Consider the following 15,084-nt stretch of genomic DNA (forward strand, 5'->3'; position numbering starts at 1 on the left):
GTGTAGCCTGTGGGTAAAAGCAAGGCAGCCCTGTGGTCTGCTAATATCGCCAGCTTGGTTATTTTTTCGGTCGATACCCTAATGATGAGCAGTAAAGACAGTCAGCCTGTTGACGTCACCATCACCCCGGCTACAACGGCCGATATTCCCGATCTGGATGCCATTGCCGATGCGGCGCATCAGCACCAAATATATCCATTGCTGTCGGCCGCAGGCGTCGAAACATTGGAGCAGCAGCGATCCAGGCGCTGGCAGAGGCCGTTGAATGACGACGGTTTCGGAGCGCTTAAGGCGACGCTCGGTGATGGTACGGTTGGCTATATTCGCTGGCGTGACGATTATTTTGTGTTTGCGCTTTATGTGGCGCTGGACCATCAAGGCCAGGGTATCGGGCGTCAGTTATTGGATGCCATGCTGGCGCAATGCCCGGCGACAGACATTCATTTGCGTTCTTCCATTAACGCCGTCGGTTTTTATCAACGCTATGGTTTTGTGGCAGAAGGTGATGAAGCGGTTATAGACGGCATCCGCTTTGTGCCGATGGTGTACCGCCATCGTTAAAGCGCGGCTTCCAGTTCAAGTCGAAAATTCCGGTGGATGCTTTCCAGGTATCCCGATGCTGTCCAGTCTTCCAGCACGGCGGTCAAGGGTGCGACCAGATGCTGATGCCGTTGGTGCAGGTAGTGATAGACCGGTACTTCGGCCAGTACCGGGCCAATGGCGTGCGTATTTGTCAGGCCGCTGTCGTTAATGATGCCCAGGCCCTCGGTGTAGGGCAGCAGGACCAGATCGAGGCGTTGCCGGTCGACCATGCGCATCATCTGCTTTGGATTGTTGATAGCCACGAAGCTGAGGTCGTTAGGCAGTGCCGCGCGAGCGTCATTGTCAATGATGCCTCTGAGCACACCCAGCGTGAGGCCGGCAGGCAGTGGCCACTCAAGATCGTCGCGGCTGGTAAACAGACGCAGTCTGACGGCGGTAATCGGCACCGGCAGGCGGATAAATTCAGCCTGGGTTCGTTCCAGCCCTTCGGGATAGACAATGATGGCGTCGACCTTCTGTTGTGACAGCATCATCGCCTGACGTGGTGCTGGAACGGCCAGGGTGGCAACCTCGACACCCACTTGCCGGTAGAGTTCTTCAATCAGTGGAATGCCGATTTTGTTATAACTGGATTCCGGCAAGGTGACGACTGTCAGAGGTTCTGCCAGGGCCGTGGTGGTCAGCAACAGGAGAGTCAACCCATACAGAAGGCGGTGCAACATCCGGCGTTCCTGAGGTTTTGAATCGGTGTACACAGAAGTCTAGTCGCCGCTGAGGGGTTTTGCTGTCATCGAACCGTCATAAAATCTTCATAGACTGCGCGCCACGATACTCCGGGACGACGCGGTCATAACGGCCGTCGTCGCCAGGACGATTCCTCCTCGATTCGAGCGTGGTTAAAGGCCACGGTTGTCGGTGGTTCGAGAGCAAAATGCCCCTGCATTTACGTTGGAAAGACAGTTTAACGGACCGTTGGACCTGGCTGGTCAGCCTGATGTTGATGGTGATTCCGGTTACGCTGGTCTGTTTATTGATGTTGTCGACGGTACGCAGCCATCAGGCCGATCAGGCCAGAGAGACTTCGCTGGCGGTGCTGGCTGATCTGGATATCCTGCTCGACCACGTCAACGGCAGTTTGATCAATCTGCAACTCGATAACAGCGCCGGCTGCTCTGTTGAACGTCGTCAGATGATGCAGCGGGAGGCCTATGGCCTGCCGGGTATCGAGGGCTTTTTGCGCATCAATGCGGGCTACCGTCTGGTCTGCACCAGTTGGGGAGCTTTGGACCAAGCGCAACCTTTAACCGCACTGCGCGACGGCCTGGGCCTGCATCTGTCGCTGGAGCGCTATATCCCGGTGGTAGAGCGTCCCGGACTGTTGATCTACCGCTGGGATGCCCGGGGCGTGGCCACGGCGGCAGTGCTGTCTTCGGCGGCGTTGCGACAGCTGTTCGACCGCGTCCGTCAAGCCAATGAAGCCATCATGATTGGTCACCGCGATCAACGTCGACCGCTGCTGGTTGAAGGCGCTATATCGTCACTCAATCGCCAGGCGGCGGAAGCCGTGCTGGAGCGCAATGACACCCTGATCGAAACTGCTTTAAGCCCACATGCACGCCTGGTGCAGGTGCGCTCCAGTCAGGATGCCAAGCTCAGTGTGTCACTTATTTATCCGCCGGAAACACTCTGGTCGGTGATCAGACTGGAGCGCTGGGCGGTGTTCAGCATTCTTTTGCTCAGCTGTGCGCTGACCGTGGCCTGGGTGCTGTTGCGTCGCCATCGTCTGGAACAGGTCAGTCATCAGATTCGTTTAGGGCTGGCACGGCAAGAATTCGAAGCCTGGTTTCAACCCATTGTCGATCTGCATTCTGGACAATGGCTGGGTGCGGAAGCCTTGGCACGCTGGCGCCGTAATGGTCAGTTTGTGTTGCCGCCGGTGGAGTTTATTGCCGAGGCCGAAAGCAGCGATCAGATCCGCCCGCTGACCGCCATCATCGCCTGGCAAAGCTGTGAGTTACTCAATCGGTTGATGCCGCAAGCACCGGATTGCTATATCTCCATCAATGCGTCGCCACTTGCCTTGGGTGCGCATAGCCAGGAATTCGCCGCTCGACTACAGCGTTATTTTCCGGCGTTAAGGCCGCATCATCTGCGTGTGGAAATGACCGAATCGGCGCTCGATCCCGGCCATCGGGGTCAGGTGCGCGAGGCGTTGGTTAAACTGGATGCTCTGGGTTGCATCCTTGGCATCGACGACTTTGGCACCGGTCAGGCCGGTCTCGATTATCTGAGCGACCTGCCGTTTCATTTCCTGAAACTCGATCGCCGCTATGTGCAGGCAATCGGCACCGACAGCATCGATTTCCGTTTGCTGCAAAGCATTATTCAACTGGCTTGGTCGCTCGACTTAACGCTGGTCGCTGAAGGTGTGGAGACAGAGCAACAAGCCGAATGGTTACGCGCCCAGGGCGTTAATTACGCCCAGGGCTGGCTCTATGGTAAGCCGATGCCTGCCGATGAATTTTACAGCGCCTTTGTCGCCAATCGACGCCAGCGCAAGGCTGCCTAGAACGTCGCTACCAACCAATCGCTTCGGGCAACCAGGTTGCCAGACCGGGCAGATTAAACATCACCAGCAAGGCCAATAATTGCAGCAATACAAAGGGAATGACACCGACATAAATATCGCGGGTGGTAACACCCGGCGGCGCCACGCCTTTGAGAAAGAACAGCGCCCAACCGAAAGGCGGCGTTAAAAACGACATCTGCAAATTCATCGCGATCAGAATCGATAGCCACACCATGTCGGTGCCGTAGTTGAGAAAAACCGGCAAAAACATCGGCAAGGCAATGTAGGAAATTTCGATCCATTCGAGAAAAAATCCAAGCACAAAAAGCAGCGCCATTAAAAAGATCAGCGCGCCTAATTCGCCGCCGGGAACCTGGGCAAACAACGCCTGCACCATCTGATCGCCACCGAGTCCGCGAAACGCCAGTGAAAATGGCTGAGCACAGAGCAGGATAAAAAACACCATCGCCGAAATGGTTAAGGTGCCGTGAGTCACATCGCGCAATAACGACAATTTTAATCGACCAAATAACGCCGCTATTAAAATCGACCCCAGCGCGCCCATCGACGCCGCTTCGGTCGGCGCCGCGATACCACCAACAATAGAACCCAGTACTGCTACCACCAACAGCAGCGGCGGCACTACATTGCGCAGTAACTTTATCGCCAGTTGTTTGGCATTGACCTGGGCACGTTCCTCTTTGGGAATGGCCGGTACCCAATCGGGTTTAAACACGCCCAGTAATAACAGGTAAGCCATATAAATCAGCGCCAGCACCAGGCCGGGAATAAAGGCCGCTGCGAACAAAGTGCCGACCGATTCACCGACGATATCGGACAGCAAAATCAGCACTAAACTGGGTGGAATAATTTGCCCCAGAGTACCGGATGCGCAGATGGTGCCAGTGGCAACGCTGGGTGCGTAACCGCGACGAATCAGGGACGGTAAAGTGAGCAGACCGACGGTCACCACCGTAGCGCCGACGATGCCGGTGGAGGCGCCCATCAAGACACCGACCAGAATAATCGCCAACCCCATACCACCGCGCAGTCCGCCCATGGCGGTGCCGATGGTTTCGAGCATGTCTTCGGCGACGCGCGATTTTTCCAGCATAACGCCCATAAATACAAAGAGTGGAATGGCGAGCAGGGTGTAGTTGGTGACCACCCCGGTTAAACGCGCCGGCATCAGGCTGAAGAGCAACGGACCGAAACCGATAAAACCGGCAACAAAACCCGACACCGCCAGCGAAATCGCCACCGGAATGCCGATCATCATCATGCCCAGGAAACCGACGATCATGCCGATGATTAACCATTCATTACCGGTCATGTTCAGGCTCTCCTGCGGACTGGAATTTGGCCGGTAGTAATTCCGTGATGGCGTGCAAAATATTGGCGATAGCCTGCAACGCCAGCAACGCAAAACCGAGCGGGATAAAGACTTTTAACAGATAGCGGTAAGGCAACCCACCGGGGTTGGGTGAGCCTTCCATCATGCGAAAAGATTGCAGCACATAAGGCAGCGCCAGCTTGGTGATGATGACACCAACAGCAAGCGTTAATAACGCCGCAACTAAGTCGACCAGGGCGCGGCCGCGCGGACCAAAACGGTCATAAATAAAATCCACTCGAACGTCGGCTTTATGCTTCATGGTATAAGCCAGGCCGAGCAGGGCGATGGGCGAAATCAGATGCCATTCCAGTTCCTGCAAGGCAACCGGACCGATGGAAAACAGATAACGCAGGATGACATTGGTGGCGACCAAAAAAACCAGGGCCAGCACGCACAGGCGCGCCAGCCCTCCGAAAGCCTCCACCAGCCATTCAATCAAGGCAATGGCTTGCTTCATAAAACGACTTCCTAGATTTGACGTTGAGAAACGCTAAGTTCAGACAATATTGAGAAACGGCTTCTCACTCAGTGCCGCCCAGGCCAGATGTTTCTGACGGAAAGCCATAAAGGCGTCGTACACTTGGCGGGTTTGTTCGTCGGCATTGGCCATGCTTTCCAACGTGTCGAAAGTGGCCTCTTTCAGGCGCGCGACGATGTCGGCATTGAGTGGCTGGGCGATAACGCCTTCGTTTTCAACCAGATCGGTCATGGCTTCGGAGTTAACGCTTTCCGACCAGGACAGACTTTCCAGCACGCCGGCTTGTGACGCCGCGCGGATGATGGCTTTGATGTCATCGGGGAAGCTGTCCCAAACCTCTTTATTGATCAGCAATTCGGTCAGGTTGGTCGGCTCGTGCCAGCCGGTGGTGTAGTAATATTTGGCGGCGTTATGCAGGCCCAGACGACGATCCTGATAGGGGCCGACAAACTCCGCCGCATCAATAACGCCACGTTCCAGCGCCGGGAAAATTTCACCGCCGGGCAGCAACTGCACCGATACACCCAGCTCGCTGTATACCTGACCCGCCAGACCCGGGATGCGCATTTTCAGGCCGTTGAAATCGTCGATCGATTCAATCGGTTCGCGGAACCAGCCGGTCATCTGCACGCCGGTGTTGCCCATTGGGAAGGCGACCAGACCAAAGGGTTCGTAGAGTTCCTGCCACAATTCCAGGCCGCCGCCATGGTAGATCCAGGCGTGCATGCCCTGGCTGTTCATACCGAAGGGTACGGTGGTAAAAAACTGAGCCGCTGGAATTTTGCCCGCCCAGTAGTAAGCATTGGCCGCGTTCATTTCCACCAGACCGGCAGAGACCGCATCGAAACCTTCCAGGGCAGGAATCAATTCACCGGCGGCGAAGTGTTGAATATTCAGACGACCACCGGACATCACGCGCACGCGCTCGCAAAAATCGGTCGGGCTGCCTGGCCCTTGCACATAGAAGGGTGAACCCGGGCCGTAAGCGTTGGTCATGCGGATATTAAAAGTCGCCGCGGATTCGGCGCGGGCGATCATGGGTGCGCCCAGTGTCAGACCGGCGCCGCCAGAGGCAGCCAGTGCCGTTTTAAGAAACTTACGTCGATCGGAAGTCATGCTAGTGCCTCATCGGTGATGGCTGGATTGAGAATTAAAGGTTGATTGGCATCCCTGATGAGCGAAATTGCAGCTTCTGTGCCAGCGGACTTTTTGCGCTTAACTGATTGAATAATAAAAAGAATTTAGAAATATCGACGCTGAGTTTTATGGTCTGTTAAGAGGCGTCTGACGAGCCCTGTCTGGTCATTAAAAAACGTCATGAACACCAATCATAGGATTGACGGTCGAATGTTTGATGAACCGGCTGGCGCCACGTGCATTTGTCATTTTTTACGGCCTGAAGATGCCAAATGTATGCTTTGCCACATTATCGACAGGGCCGGGTGGTGACCGCCCTATAATCGGGCACCACCGCGACGATGTTTGACTCTTTTGAACAGACTTTTGCAATCGATGTAGCTGATGTCGGGGTTGTTCAATAAATGGCGGCTGGCGAAATCGGCAAAGGCCTCGCTGTCTTCGGTCAGCGTATGAATATGCAGACTTTGCAGGTCGGACATGATGTACAGGCTGACCACTTCGGTTTGTTCGGCCAGATGCTCGGCGAGCATTTCGATGCGTGCGGGCAGTACTTTCAGATCGACAAAGGTCGAGACCATCTTGCCGGTTTTTTCCGGGTTAACCACGGCGGTGAATTTTTCAATAACGCCGCTGTCGACCAGAAACTGAACCCGGCTGCGGGCGTGGGCGCGGGAAACATTCAGTTGGCGGGCAATGTCGGCAAAGGACAATCGGGCGTCTTTTATTAATAGATTAAGCAGCGCTGCATCGAGAGTGTTCATCGGTGGGTAACCTCGAAACCATGGACCCCGAAGGAGAGGCGATAAGCGCAGCAACTAGCAGGCCAGTTGATCGAGGTGATGCAGTAACGAAGCGTTCGTGCGGTGGGATGGGGAATGCCAGCGCCGCTGACATTCCCTCGGTCTACATGATTCTCTGAGTCGCGAACTATTCGAGCGCTTCGTAAGGCAGGCCGACGTAATTTTCGGCAATGGTGGTTAAGCCCGCCTGCGAACTGGTGACGTAATCCAGTTCGGCCTGGGTGATGCGCTGATCGAAATCTTCATCGCCAAAACGATGCAGCATTGAGGTCATCCACCAGGAAAAACGCTCGGCTTTCCAGATGCGGCGCAGGCAGATTTCGGAATATTTTTCCAGCAAATCGGCGCGGCCGTCTTTGTAGGTGGCGGTCAAAGCGCGGTACAGCGTACTGACATCGCTGGCCGCCAGGTTCAAACCTTTGGCGCCAGTGGGCGGCACAATATGAGCGGCGTCGCCAACCAAAAACAGGTTGCCGAATTTCATCGGCTCGGCAACAAAAGAACGCAGCGGTGCGATGCTTTTTTCGATCGACGGACCGGTGATCAGTTTTTCGGCGGTTTCCGGCGGCAGGCGTTTTTTCAGCTCGTCCCAGAAGCGTTCGTCCGACCAGTCTTCGACTTTTTCATCCTGCGGCACCTGGACGTAGTAACGACTGCGCGTGGCCGAACGCATGGAGCACAGCGCAAAACCGCGGTCGTGTTTGGCGTAGATCAATTCGTCCGAGACCGGTGGCGTGTCTGACAAAACGCCGAGCCAGCCAAAGGGATAAACGCGTTCGAAAGTTTTCAGTTTGTCCTGCGGTACTGATTTGCGCGAGATGCCGTGAAAACCATCGCAACCGGCGATGTAATCGCACGCCAAAGTGACCGTTTCGCCGTTTTTGCGGAAGCTGACGGTGGGGGCGTCGGAATAGAAATCGTGCGGCTGCACATCGCTGGCTTCGTAGATGGTGGTGAGGCCAGCGGCGGCGCGGGCGTCCATCAGGTCTTTGGTGACTTCGGTCTGGCCGTACACCATAACGGTGTCGCCGCCGGTCAGGCCGGCGAGATCAACGCGCACTTTCTTGCCGTTGAACGCCAGGAAGACGCCTTCGTGGACATCGCCTTCGCGGTCCATACGTTCGCTGGCACCGGCTTCGCGTACCAGATCAACCATGCCCTGTTCGAGCACGCCGGCGCGAATACGACCGAGCACATAGTCCTGGCTGCGCTGTTCGATGATGACGTTGTCGATGCCCTGTTGGTGCAGTAACTGACCGAGCAACAGGCCGGATGGACCGGAGCCAATAATGGCGACTTGAGTTTTCATGGAGGCCTCCACAGATGCCGGCTTGTACAACGCTCCGGCTTTGTTGTTATGGATTTGTTGTTATGGCTTTGTTTTTCTGGAATTGTCATTTTCATCGATGCGGTGGCGCTTTGAATGGCTAAATCGACCTAATACTTGTACATTTGAAAACTTCTGATGATTTTTTGATCTAAGGAGTCTGCTATCCAGACGGTCCCGGTTTTCAAACTCTATGGTGAGCATCAGGACTGGCCGACGCCGGACTTGCTGCACTGCGAAGCCATCGCCGAGCGCAGTCGCCCGCTCGACTGGGTAATTCGGCCGCATCGCCACTCTGGTTTGTATCAACTGCTGTATCTGCGCCAGGGACGGGCGCGGGTGCAGCATGAATCCCAGCTTCATGAGCTGGGACCGGGTGGTCTGGTGGTGGTGCCGGAAATGAGCGTGCACGGTTTCGAGTTTGATGCCGATGCCCAGGGGCTGGTGTTAACGCTGGCCAATCCGTTGGTGCAGCGTTTGGCCGAGCGTGTCAGCTCAGCATTGCTGACGCAGTTGTTTACCGAGTTTCGGCTCTGTGCTTTGGTGGCGTCGCCGCAGCACGCGGCCATCGATGATGCACTGCTGCAGATTCACAGCGAGTACATTGCTCAGGCACCGGGGCGGGCGGCGTTAATGGAGGCGCAACTGGCTGCCTTGATGGTGCGGCTGATTCGGCATTGTCTGCCGGCCGGCGGTTTGTTGGTCGAGCCGGCGGCAGCGGGCGTGGATCATTTTGGCGACTTCAACCGCTTGATTGAACAGCATTACACCGCCGGCTGGACGGTGGCGCAGTACGCCCGCGAATTGGGTATTACCAGCGCGCATCTGAACGGTATTTGCCGGCGCACGGTGGGGCAGTCGGCGCTGCAGTTGGTGCATCAGCGCATCTTGCTAGAGGCCAAGCGGTTGCTGGTCTATACCGCTCAGACGGTGGCGCAGGTGGGCGACCGGCTGGGGTTCAACGATCCGGGTTATTTCACGCGTTTTTTTAAACGTCAGACCGGCCAGTCGCCGCGTGATTTTCGGCGTTTTGCCGGGACGTCTCGTTGGTAGACAGGGCTGGCTTAGTCGTCGGACGCTGCCAAAGCTTCGCCGCAGTAACGGCAGTGGTCGGCATCCATTTCGTGGCCGGTTTTGCCGCAGCCGGGACAGCCGCGCGAATCGCGTTTGATGCGAATCTGGTTGGCCAGTTCAGCGGTGTAGATGCCGGTTGGCACGGCAATGATGGCGTAGCCGGTGATCATCACTGCCGAGGCGATAAACTGGCCGATGGCTGTGAGCGGGGTGATGTCGCCATAGCCGACGGTGGTCAGGGTGACAATGGCCCAGTAGACCGAACGCGGGATGGAGGTGAAGCCGTGAGCCGGACCTTCAATCAGATACATGATTGAACCGAAGACGATGACCATGGTGATCACCGCATAGAGAAACACCAGAATTTTGCGGTAGCCGGTGCGCATCGCCTGCAACAGCATTTCCGCTTCGTTGAGGTAACGAAACAGCTTAAGTACCCGGAAGACGCGCAGAATACGCAGCACACGAATCACCAGCAGCGAATTGACGCCGGGAATCAGCAGGCTCAAATAAGTCGGGATAATCGACAGCAGATCGACGATGCCGAAAAAGCTGGTGGCGTAACGCCAAGGGTGACGCACGCACACCAAGCGCAGTCCGTATTCGACGGTAAACGCCAGCGTGAAGAACCATTCCAGTCGCACCAGCGCTCGACCGTGTTCAGCCTGAACCGGGCCGACGGTTTCCAGCATCACCGCCCCAACCGACATCAGGATGGCAATAATCAGTGCTATATCGAAGGCTTTGCCGGGCGCTGATTCGGCGCCGAAGATGATGTCGTTCAGGGTCAGCCGCCAACCGGCCATGGGTTCTGGCTGGTCGGTCTGGCGGACAATGTGGAAATGGTCGGTACGACGCTGGTTCATAACCGGGTGCTGATCAGAAGGCTTCACCGACGCTGATGGTAAAGCCGAGGCTTTCGCCATCGACCAACGCCAGATCACCGCGGACGTTAAAGCGCGAATCAGGCATGACGGCATAGCGCACACCACCGCCAACAGCGGTATGGAAACGGCTCCAGGCCAGGTCGTCGGAATCGTCAGCCACCTGAGCCGCATCAATAAAACCGGTGACGGCCCAGCGGTCGGTCAGCGTATGGCGATATTCGCTTTGCAGACCGAACAGATGGTGACCGATCCAGAGGTTGCCGTCGGCGCCGCGCAATGAGGATTCACCGGAAGGACGCGGCAAGCGCGAGAAGGGGGTGTCGTCATTGCCATAGCCGTAGTTTCCGCCTACTGCCAGGACGTCATTACCCAGCGGAATGTATTGGCTGATGGCGGTGTTCACCAACAGGAATTCGTAGTCACCGCCCAGTGCTTCGCTGTACTGGCGCAGTTCGGTTTGTGCCAGGGTGCCTTGAGTCGGCCAGTCGCGATCGTCGCTGGTGTCCCAGCTGGCTTTGATGCCCATACCGGTGAATAAGCCGCCGTCAAAACCCAAGTCGTTGCTGGTCAGGATGGCGACATCGGCATCGTCTTCAATGTCTTCGGATTCGACGAAAACTAAAGCACCCAGACGCAGATTGGGCGTCACCGCATAGGCGGCTGAACCCTCAGCACTGAAGGCGGTCAGTTCGTAGGTTTCGGCATCGGCATCCAGGTCGGTGTCGTTGCTCTCGCCATAATAGGTGGTGGGCCAATATTGGGCGGATAACGAACTGCTCAGGTTCCAGTCGCCGCCAGCCACATAAAAGTCGGGCTGAATGACGGCCTGGTACTGGCCTTCGCTGGTGCCCTGCAGCAGCAACGCCAAGCGATCTTGCGGCTCGCCTTCGGCGGTCTGAGCGAACTGGTGCATCACATAGGCACCGTATTGAAAGCCGGTTTCCGGGCTGGAACCGATGGCCGGCAAAATAACCCAGCCAGCTGATTTCAAATCTTCAGCCTGGGCAGCAGCAACACCTAATGCCAGTAAGCAGCCAGTAGCGAGGACGTTTTTCATGAGTTTTACTTTGTAATTAAGGTGACCGGAGTGTAACCAGTGGTTTTCGTGAATGGAACGCGACGGCTGTTGGCGTGGCGCTAAATCACTATAATCGTGACTTTCTTCACCTCGCCTCTGGTCACTCTCCCTGATGAATCTTTAATAACTGTGCAGCAGGACGCCTTATGAAGTGGACACTGGCCGCACCGGTGCACAACGAAACCCTGATCAAGAAAAGTCGTTTTCTGGCTTGGGTTGAGCCGGTCGCCGACAAAGCTCAGGCACAGGCCCGACTGGCGCAATTGCAGCAACAGTATCCCGATGCCCGCCATCTGTGTTTCGCCTTTGCCGCCGGTGGTGATTCCGGCATGAGCGATGATGGCGAACCGTCTGGCACGGCCGGCAAACCGATCTTCAACGTGCTCAGTCACAAGCAACTCGATAATGTGCTGGCGGTGGTGGTGCGTTATTTCGGTGGTATTAAGCTGGGTGCTGGCGGCTTGGTGCGGGCTTACGGTGGCGCTGTGTCCCAGGCTTTGGAACAGGCCAATTATATCGCTCTGGAAGCCCAGCATCGGTTGACGCTGAAGCTGCCTTTTGCGTTGGAAAGTGATGCCCGGCGTTTGCTCGATCAGTCAGGTTTAACCGCTGAGCGGGTCGATTACGGCACAGAAGTGACGATGACGGTGCAGTTGCCGGACAGTCAGTTGGAGCGTTTTAAGGACGACTTTAAGGCGCTGGCGCCGGCCAATCCGGACGTGACTCTCAGTGTGACGGATTGACGCCGTGGCGTTCTAAGGCCCAGTCGATGTGTTCGCGCACCAGGTCGGAGACGTCATTACGACGCGCCTTTAAGGCGACGACGATGTCTGGCTGAGTCGGCGCATTACCCAGCGCCACAGCCAGATTACGCAACCACTGCTGATAACCGATACGACGAATCGCCGAGCCTTCGGTGTTGCCCAAAAACTCCGCTTCACTCCATTGAAACAAGCTCAGGAGATCGGCCTGGTCGAGGTTGTGGCGTGGTTCGAAGTCGGCCTCGCCGGTGGTCTGGCTGAACGAATTGAACGGGCAGACAATCTGGCAATCGTCGCAACCATAGATGCGGTTGCCCATCAGCGGGCGCAGTTCCGGGTCGATGGAACCGCTGTGTTCGATGGTCAGATAGCTGATGCAGCGCCGCGCATCGAGCACGCCTTCGGCAACAAAGGCGTCGGTCGGGCAGGTGGTCATGCAACGATCACAGGAGCCGCAGTGTTCGGTTTCGAAAGGCGGATCGATCGGTAGCGGCAAATTGGTAAACAGTTCACCCAGAAAAAACCAGGAGCCGGCGGTGTTGTTCAGCAGCAGGCTGTTCTTACCCAGCCAGCCCATGCCGGCTTGCTGGGCCAGTTGACGCTCCATTACCGGGGCGCTGTCGACAAAGGCGCGAAAGCCATGTTCGCCGACCCAGCTTTCGATGGTGCGCCCCAGTTGCGTCAGCCGTTTGCGCATCACTTTGTGGTAGTCGCGGCCCAAGGCATAGCGGGAGATGTAGGCTTTATTCGGGTCGTCGAGGATGGCCTGCATCGGGCCTTCGGGTCGGTAATCGAGCCGCACCGAGATGGCGCGCTCGGTGCCCGGGTGCAGCTGGGCGCCGTCGAAGCGTTTGTCGAGATTGCGCTCCATCCACTTCATCTCGCCGTTATAGCCTTTGGCCAGCCAGGCTTCATAAGCCGGACGATGGGCTTCGCTATTGGCCGAACCAATATGCACCGCCTGAAAACCCAGAGCCTGAGCTTCGGCTTTGATGCGTTCAGCCAGGGCGCTGAGATCCAGAGCGTCGATACGGGTGGCAGGAGCAGACATGGCGGTGATAGAGGTGAGTCAGCAGGAACAGGGCGCAGTGTGGTCGTTGGGCGGGTTGTCGTCAATGCGGCGGGGTGGGTTCAGCCTTTGGGCCAACCGGTGGCAATGGTACACTGCGCGCCAATTAATCTGCCCGGGTTCGGAGAAACCGCTTGTACCGACTGACTGTCGATGAATCTCAGATGCCTGCGCTCGGCCAACGGCTGGCGCGTGCGCTGATGCACCTGGACGGTGCCCGTCTCTATCTGGATGGCACCCTGGGCATGGGCAAAACCACCTTGAGCCAGGCCATTATTGCCGGCTGTGGCTGGACCGGGCGGGTAAAAAGCCCGACTTATACCCTGGTTGAGCCGTATGAATGCGAGTCCATAACAGTGGTGCATTTCGATCTGTACCGACTTGCCGATCCCGAAGAATTGGAATTTATTGGTGTGCGTGATTACTTAACGGACCATACCGCCTGGCTGGTGGAATGGCCGGAGCGTGGTGCCGGGGTCTTGCCCGGTGCTGATGTCGTGATACATTTCAGCGAAGCTGACTCCGCCCGGAGTCTGGCGTTCGAGCCCGGCACTGAGCGGGGCCAGAGTCTGATTGAATGGTTGCAGCAAGAAGGGGAATGCGCCTGATGCATCGGTTGTTGATGCTGGTCGTGATGTGCGTGCTGGCACCTGTGTCCTTGGCTGCGCAGATTGAAAGTGCGCGGGTCTGGCCTGCGCCGGATAATACGCGTCTGGTCTTCGATTTGAGCGGTCCGGTGGAGCACCGCGTCTTTACGCTGTCCAATCCCAGTCGTGTGGTGGTGGATATTGCCGGTTCTGAATTGCAAACCTCGCTGGCGTCGCTCGATTTGCAGCGCAGCGGTATTCAGCGCATTCGCAGTGGTGCCCGTCCCGATGGCGATCTGCGCATTGTGCTGGATTTGGATACCGATTTAACGCCGCGCAGTTTTACCCTCACTCCGAACGAACAATACGGTCATCGCCTGGTGCTCGATCTGGAACGCCCCAGCGGTGAAGCGCTGCAACCGCGCGAACAGCAAGTCAGCAAGACGGTGGGCGATCTGTCGGGCCAAAGACGCAACATTATTGTTGCCATTGATGCCGGTCACGGCGGTGAAGACCCCGGTGCTATTGGTGGTCGCGGCACACGCGAAAAACACATTGTGCTGGCGATAGCGCGTGAGCTGTATCGGCAACTCAGTGAGGTCGAAGGTTTCGAGCCGTTCCTGGTGCGCACCGATGACTATTACATTTCATTGCACCGTCGGCGTCAGATTGCGCGGGAACACAACGCTGATTTGTTCATCTCCATCCACGCCGATGCGTTCACCAGTCCTCGCGCTTCCGGCGCCTCGGTGTTTGCGCTGTCCTCTGGCGGCGCGACCTCAACCATGGCGGCCTATCTGGCGAACCAGGAGAATGAGGCCGATGTCATTGGTGGTATTAACGGCATCAGTCTGGAAGACAAAGACGAGGTGCTGAAATCGGTGCTGGTCGATTTATCGATGACCGCGACGATGCGTTCCAGTCTGGATGTTGGCAGCCGGGTGTTGGGTGAAATGCGCAGCGTGGCGCGACTGCATAAGTCGACCGTTGAGCAGGCTGGTTTTGCTGTCTTGAAGTCGCCCGATGTGCCCTCCATCTTGGTCGAAACCGGTTTTATCTCCAACCCGACCGAGGAAGCCAATCTGGGTTCGGCGGGCTATCGACGCCAACTGGCCAGCGCGGTGCGCGATGGTGTGATCGACTGGTTTAATGACAACCCGCCACCGGGTACCTGGGTTGCCTGGCGACAGAGCAATGGCAACGATGGCATGCGTCGTTACACCGTAGTCAGCGGCGATACGTTGTCAGGCATAGCCACGCGCAACGGCACCTCGGTGGGTCGTTTGCGCGAAGTGAATCAATTGCAGGGCAGCGCCATTCGCATCGGTCAGGTGTTGTTGATTCCTGAAGCCTGAGCCGGCGTTATTGTTACCGC

General features: G+C 56.8%; 15 protein-coding genes. 6 read left to right on the forward strand and 9 right to left on the reverse strand.

What is annotated here, in order from left to right; genetic code table 11:
- The first annotated feature begins 84 nt into the window (after positions 1 to 84).
- Positions 85 to 561 carry a GNAT family N-acetyltransferase gene (locus tag ABMA60_RS06280; protein WP_392800263.1) on the forward strand — a complete coding sequence of 159 codons (477 nt, stop codon included), beginning with the start codon at positions 85 to 87 and terminating at the stop codon, positions 559 to 561.
- Here the strand turns inward: ABMA60_RS06280 and ABMA60_RS06285 are convergent.
- Positions 558 to 1,265, reverse strand: a complete 708-nt coding sequence (locus tag ABMA60_RS06285) for a substrate-binding periplasmic protein (protein ID WP_392800266.1) — start codon at positions 1,263 to 1,265, stop codon at positions 558 to 560. The two genes, ABMA60_RS06280 and ABMA60_RS06285, sit on opposite strands and share 4 nt — an antisense overlap.
- Positions 1,266 to 1,474: 209 nt before the next feature.
- On the opposite strand from ABMA60_RS06285, the gene ABMA60_RS06290 reads away from it, so the two are divergent.
- Positions 1,475 to 3,112, forward strand: a complete 1,638-nt coding sequence (locus ABMA60_RS06290) for an EAL domain-containing protein (RefSeq protein ID WP_392800268.1) — start codon at positions 1,475 to 1,477, stop codon at positions 3,110 to 3,112.
- Positions 3,113 to 3,119: 7 nt separating this feature from the next.
- On the opposite strand, the gene ABMA60_RS06295 is transcribed toward ABMA60_RS06290, so the two are convergent.
- From ABMA60_RS06295 to pobA, 5 genes are all read right to left on the reverse strand, one after another.
- Entirely contained in the window at positions 3,120 to 4,445 is a 1,326-nt protein-coding gene (locus ABMA60_RS06295) for a TRAP transporter large permease subunit (protein ID WP_392800271.1), read from the reverse strand.
- Positions 4,435 to 4,965 (reverse strand): TRAP transporter small permease subunit, encoded by a 531-nt coding sequence (locus ABMA60_RS06300; protein ID WP_392800273.1) that lies wholly within the window; start codon positions 4,963 to 4,965, stop codon positions 4,435 to 4,437. Before ABMA60_RS06300 ends, ABMA60_RS06295 begins: the two co-directional genes overlap by 11 nt.
- A gap of 39 nt (positions 4,966 to 5,004) precedes the next feature.
- A complete protein-coding gene (locus ABMA60_RS06305) occupies positions 5,005 to 6,102 on the reverse strand; it encodes a TRAP transporter substrate-binding protein (RefSeq protein ID WP_392800275.1) in 1,098 nt (365 codons plus the stop codon).
- A 338-nt stretch (positions 6,103 to 6,440) separates the two neighbouring features.
- Positions 6,441 to 6,887: an Lrp/AsnC family transcriptional regulator gene (locus tag ABMA60_RS06310; RefSeq protein WP_392800278.1), complete on the reverse strand. Its 447-nt coding sequence runs from the start codon at positions 6,885 to 6,887 to the stop codon at positions 6,441 to 6,443.
- A 166-nt stretch (positions 6,888 to 7,053) separates the two neighbouring features.
- On the reverse strand, positions 7,054 to 8,235 hold the full coding sequence (pobA, locus tag ABMA60_RS06315) for a 4-hydroxybenzoate 3-monooxygenase (RefSeq protein ID WP_392800281.1): 1,182 nt from the start codon (positions 8,233 to 8,235) through the stop codon (positions 7,054 to 7,056).
- 243 nt (positions 8,236 to 8,478) lie between these two features.
- On the opposite strand from pobA, the gene ABMA60_RS06320 reads away from it, so the two are divergent.
- Positions 8,479 to 9,306 (forward strand): helix-turn-helix domain-containing protein, encoded by an 828-nt coding sequence (locus tag ABMA60_RS06320; RefSeq protein ID WP_392800284.1) that lies wholly within the window; start codon positions 8,479 to 8,481, stop codon positions 9,304 to 9,306.
- An 11-nt stretch (positions 9,307 to 9,317) separates the two neighbouring features.
- On the opposite strand, the gene ABMA60_RS06325 is transcribed toward ABMA60_RS06320, so the two are convergent.
- The gene (locus ABMA60_RS06325) at positions 9,318 to 10,193 is read right to left on the reverse strand and encodes an ion transporter (RefSeq protein WP_392800286.1); all 876 of its coding nucleotides are present in this window, start codon (positions 10,191 to 10,193) and stop codon (positions 9,318 to 9,320) included.
- A 13-nt stretch (positions 10,194 to 10,206) separates the two neighbouring features.
- Complete coding sequence (locus ABMA60_RS06330; RefSeq protein ID WP_392800289.1) at positions 10,207 to 11,271, reverse strand: BamA/TamA family outer membrane protein; 1,065 nt, start codon at positions 11,269 to 11,271, stop codon at positions 10,207 to 10,209.
- Between the two features lie 167 nt (positions 11,272 to 11,438).
- On the opposite strand from ABMA60_RS06330, the gene ABMA60_RS06335 reads away from it, so the two are divergent.
- Positions 11,439 to 12,035, forward strand: coding sequence for an IMPACT family protein (locus ABMA60_RS06335; RefSeq protein ID WP_392800291.1), 597 nt, complete (start codon positions 11,439 to 11,441; stop codon positions 12,033 to 12,035).
- On the opposite strand, the gene queG is transcribed toward ABMA60_RS06335, so the two are convergent.
- Positions 12,019 to 13,104, reverse strand: coding sequence for a tRNA epoxyqueuosine(34) reductase QueG (gene queG, locus ABMA60_RS06340; RefSeq protein ID WP_392800294.1), 1,086 nt, complete (start codon positions 13,102 to 13,104; stop codon positions 12,019 to 12,021). The genes ABMA60_RS06335 and queG overlap by 17 nt on opposite strands.
- 152 nt (positions 13,105 to 13,256) lie before the next feature.
- Between queG and tsaE the strand changes: the two genes are divergently transcribed.
- The gene (tsaE, locus tag ABMA60_RS06345) at positions 13,257 to 13,730 is read left to right on the forward strand and encodes a tRNA (adenosine(37)-N6)-threonylcarbamoyltransferase complex ATPase subunit type 1 TsaE (protein WP_392800297.1); all 474 of its coding nucleotides are present in this window, start codon (positions 13,257 to 13,259) and stop codon (positions 13,728 to 13,730) included.
- Positions 13,721 to 15,064 (forward strand): N-acetylmuramoyl-L-alanine amidase, encoded by a 1,344-nt coding sequence (locus tag ABMA60_RS06350; protein WP_392800300.1) that lies wholly within the window; start codon positions 13,721 to 13,723, stop codon positions 15,062 to 15,064. The genes tsaE and ABMA60_RS06350 overlap by 10 nt, the downstream gene beginning before the upstream one ends.
- The last annotated feature ends 20 nt before the right edge of the window (positions 15,065 to 15,084 follow it).

Origin of the sequence: Saccharospirillum sp. HFRX-2 (assembly GCF_043196805.1) — a bacterium.
In the GTDB taxonomy this organism is placed as follows: Bacteria; Pseudomonadota; Gammaproteobacteria; order Pseudomonadales; family Natronospirillaceae; genus Saccharospirillum.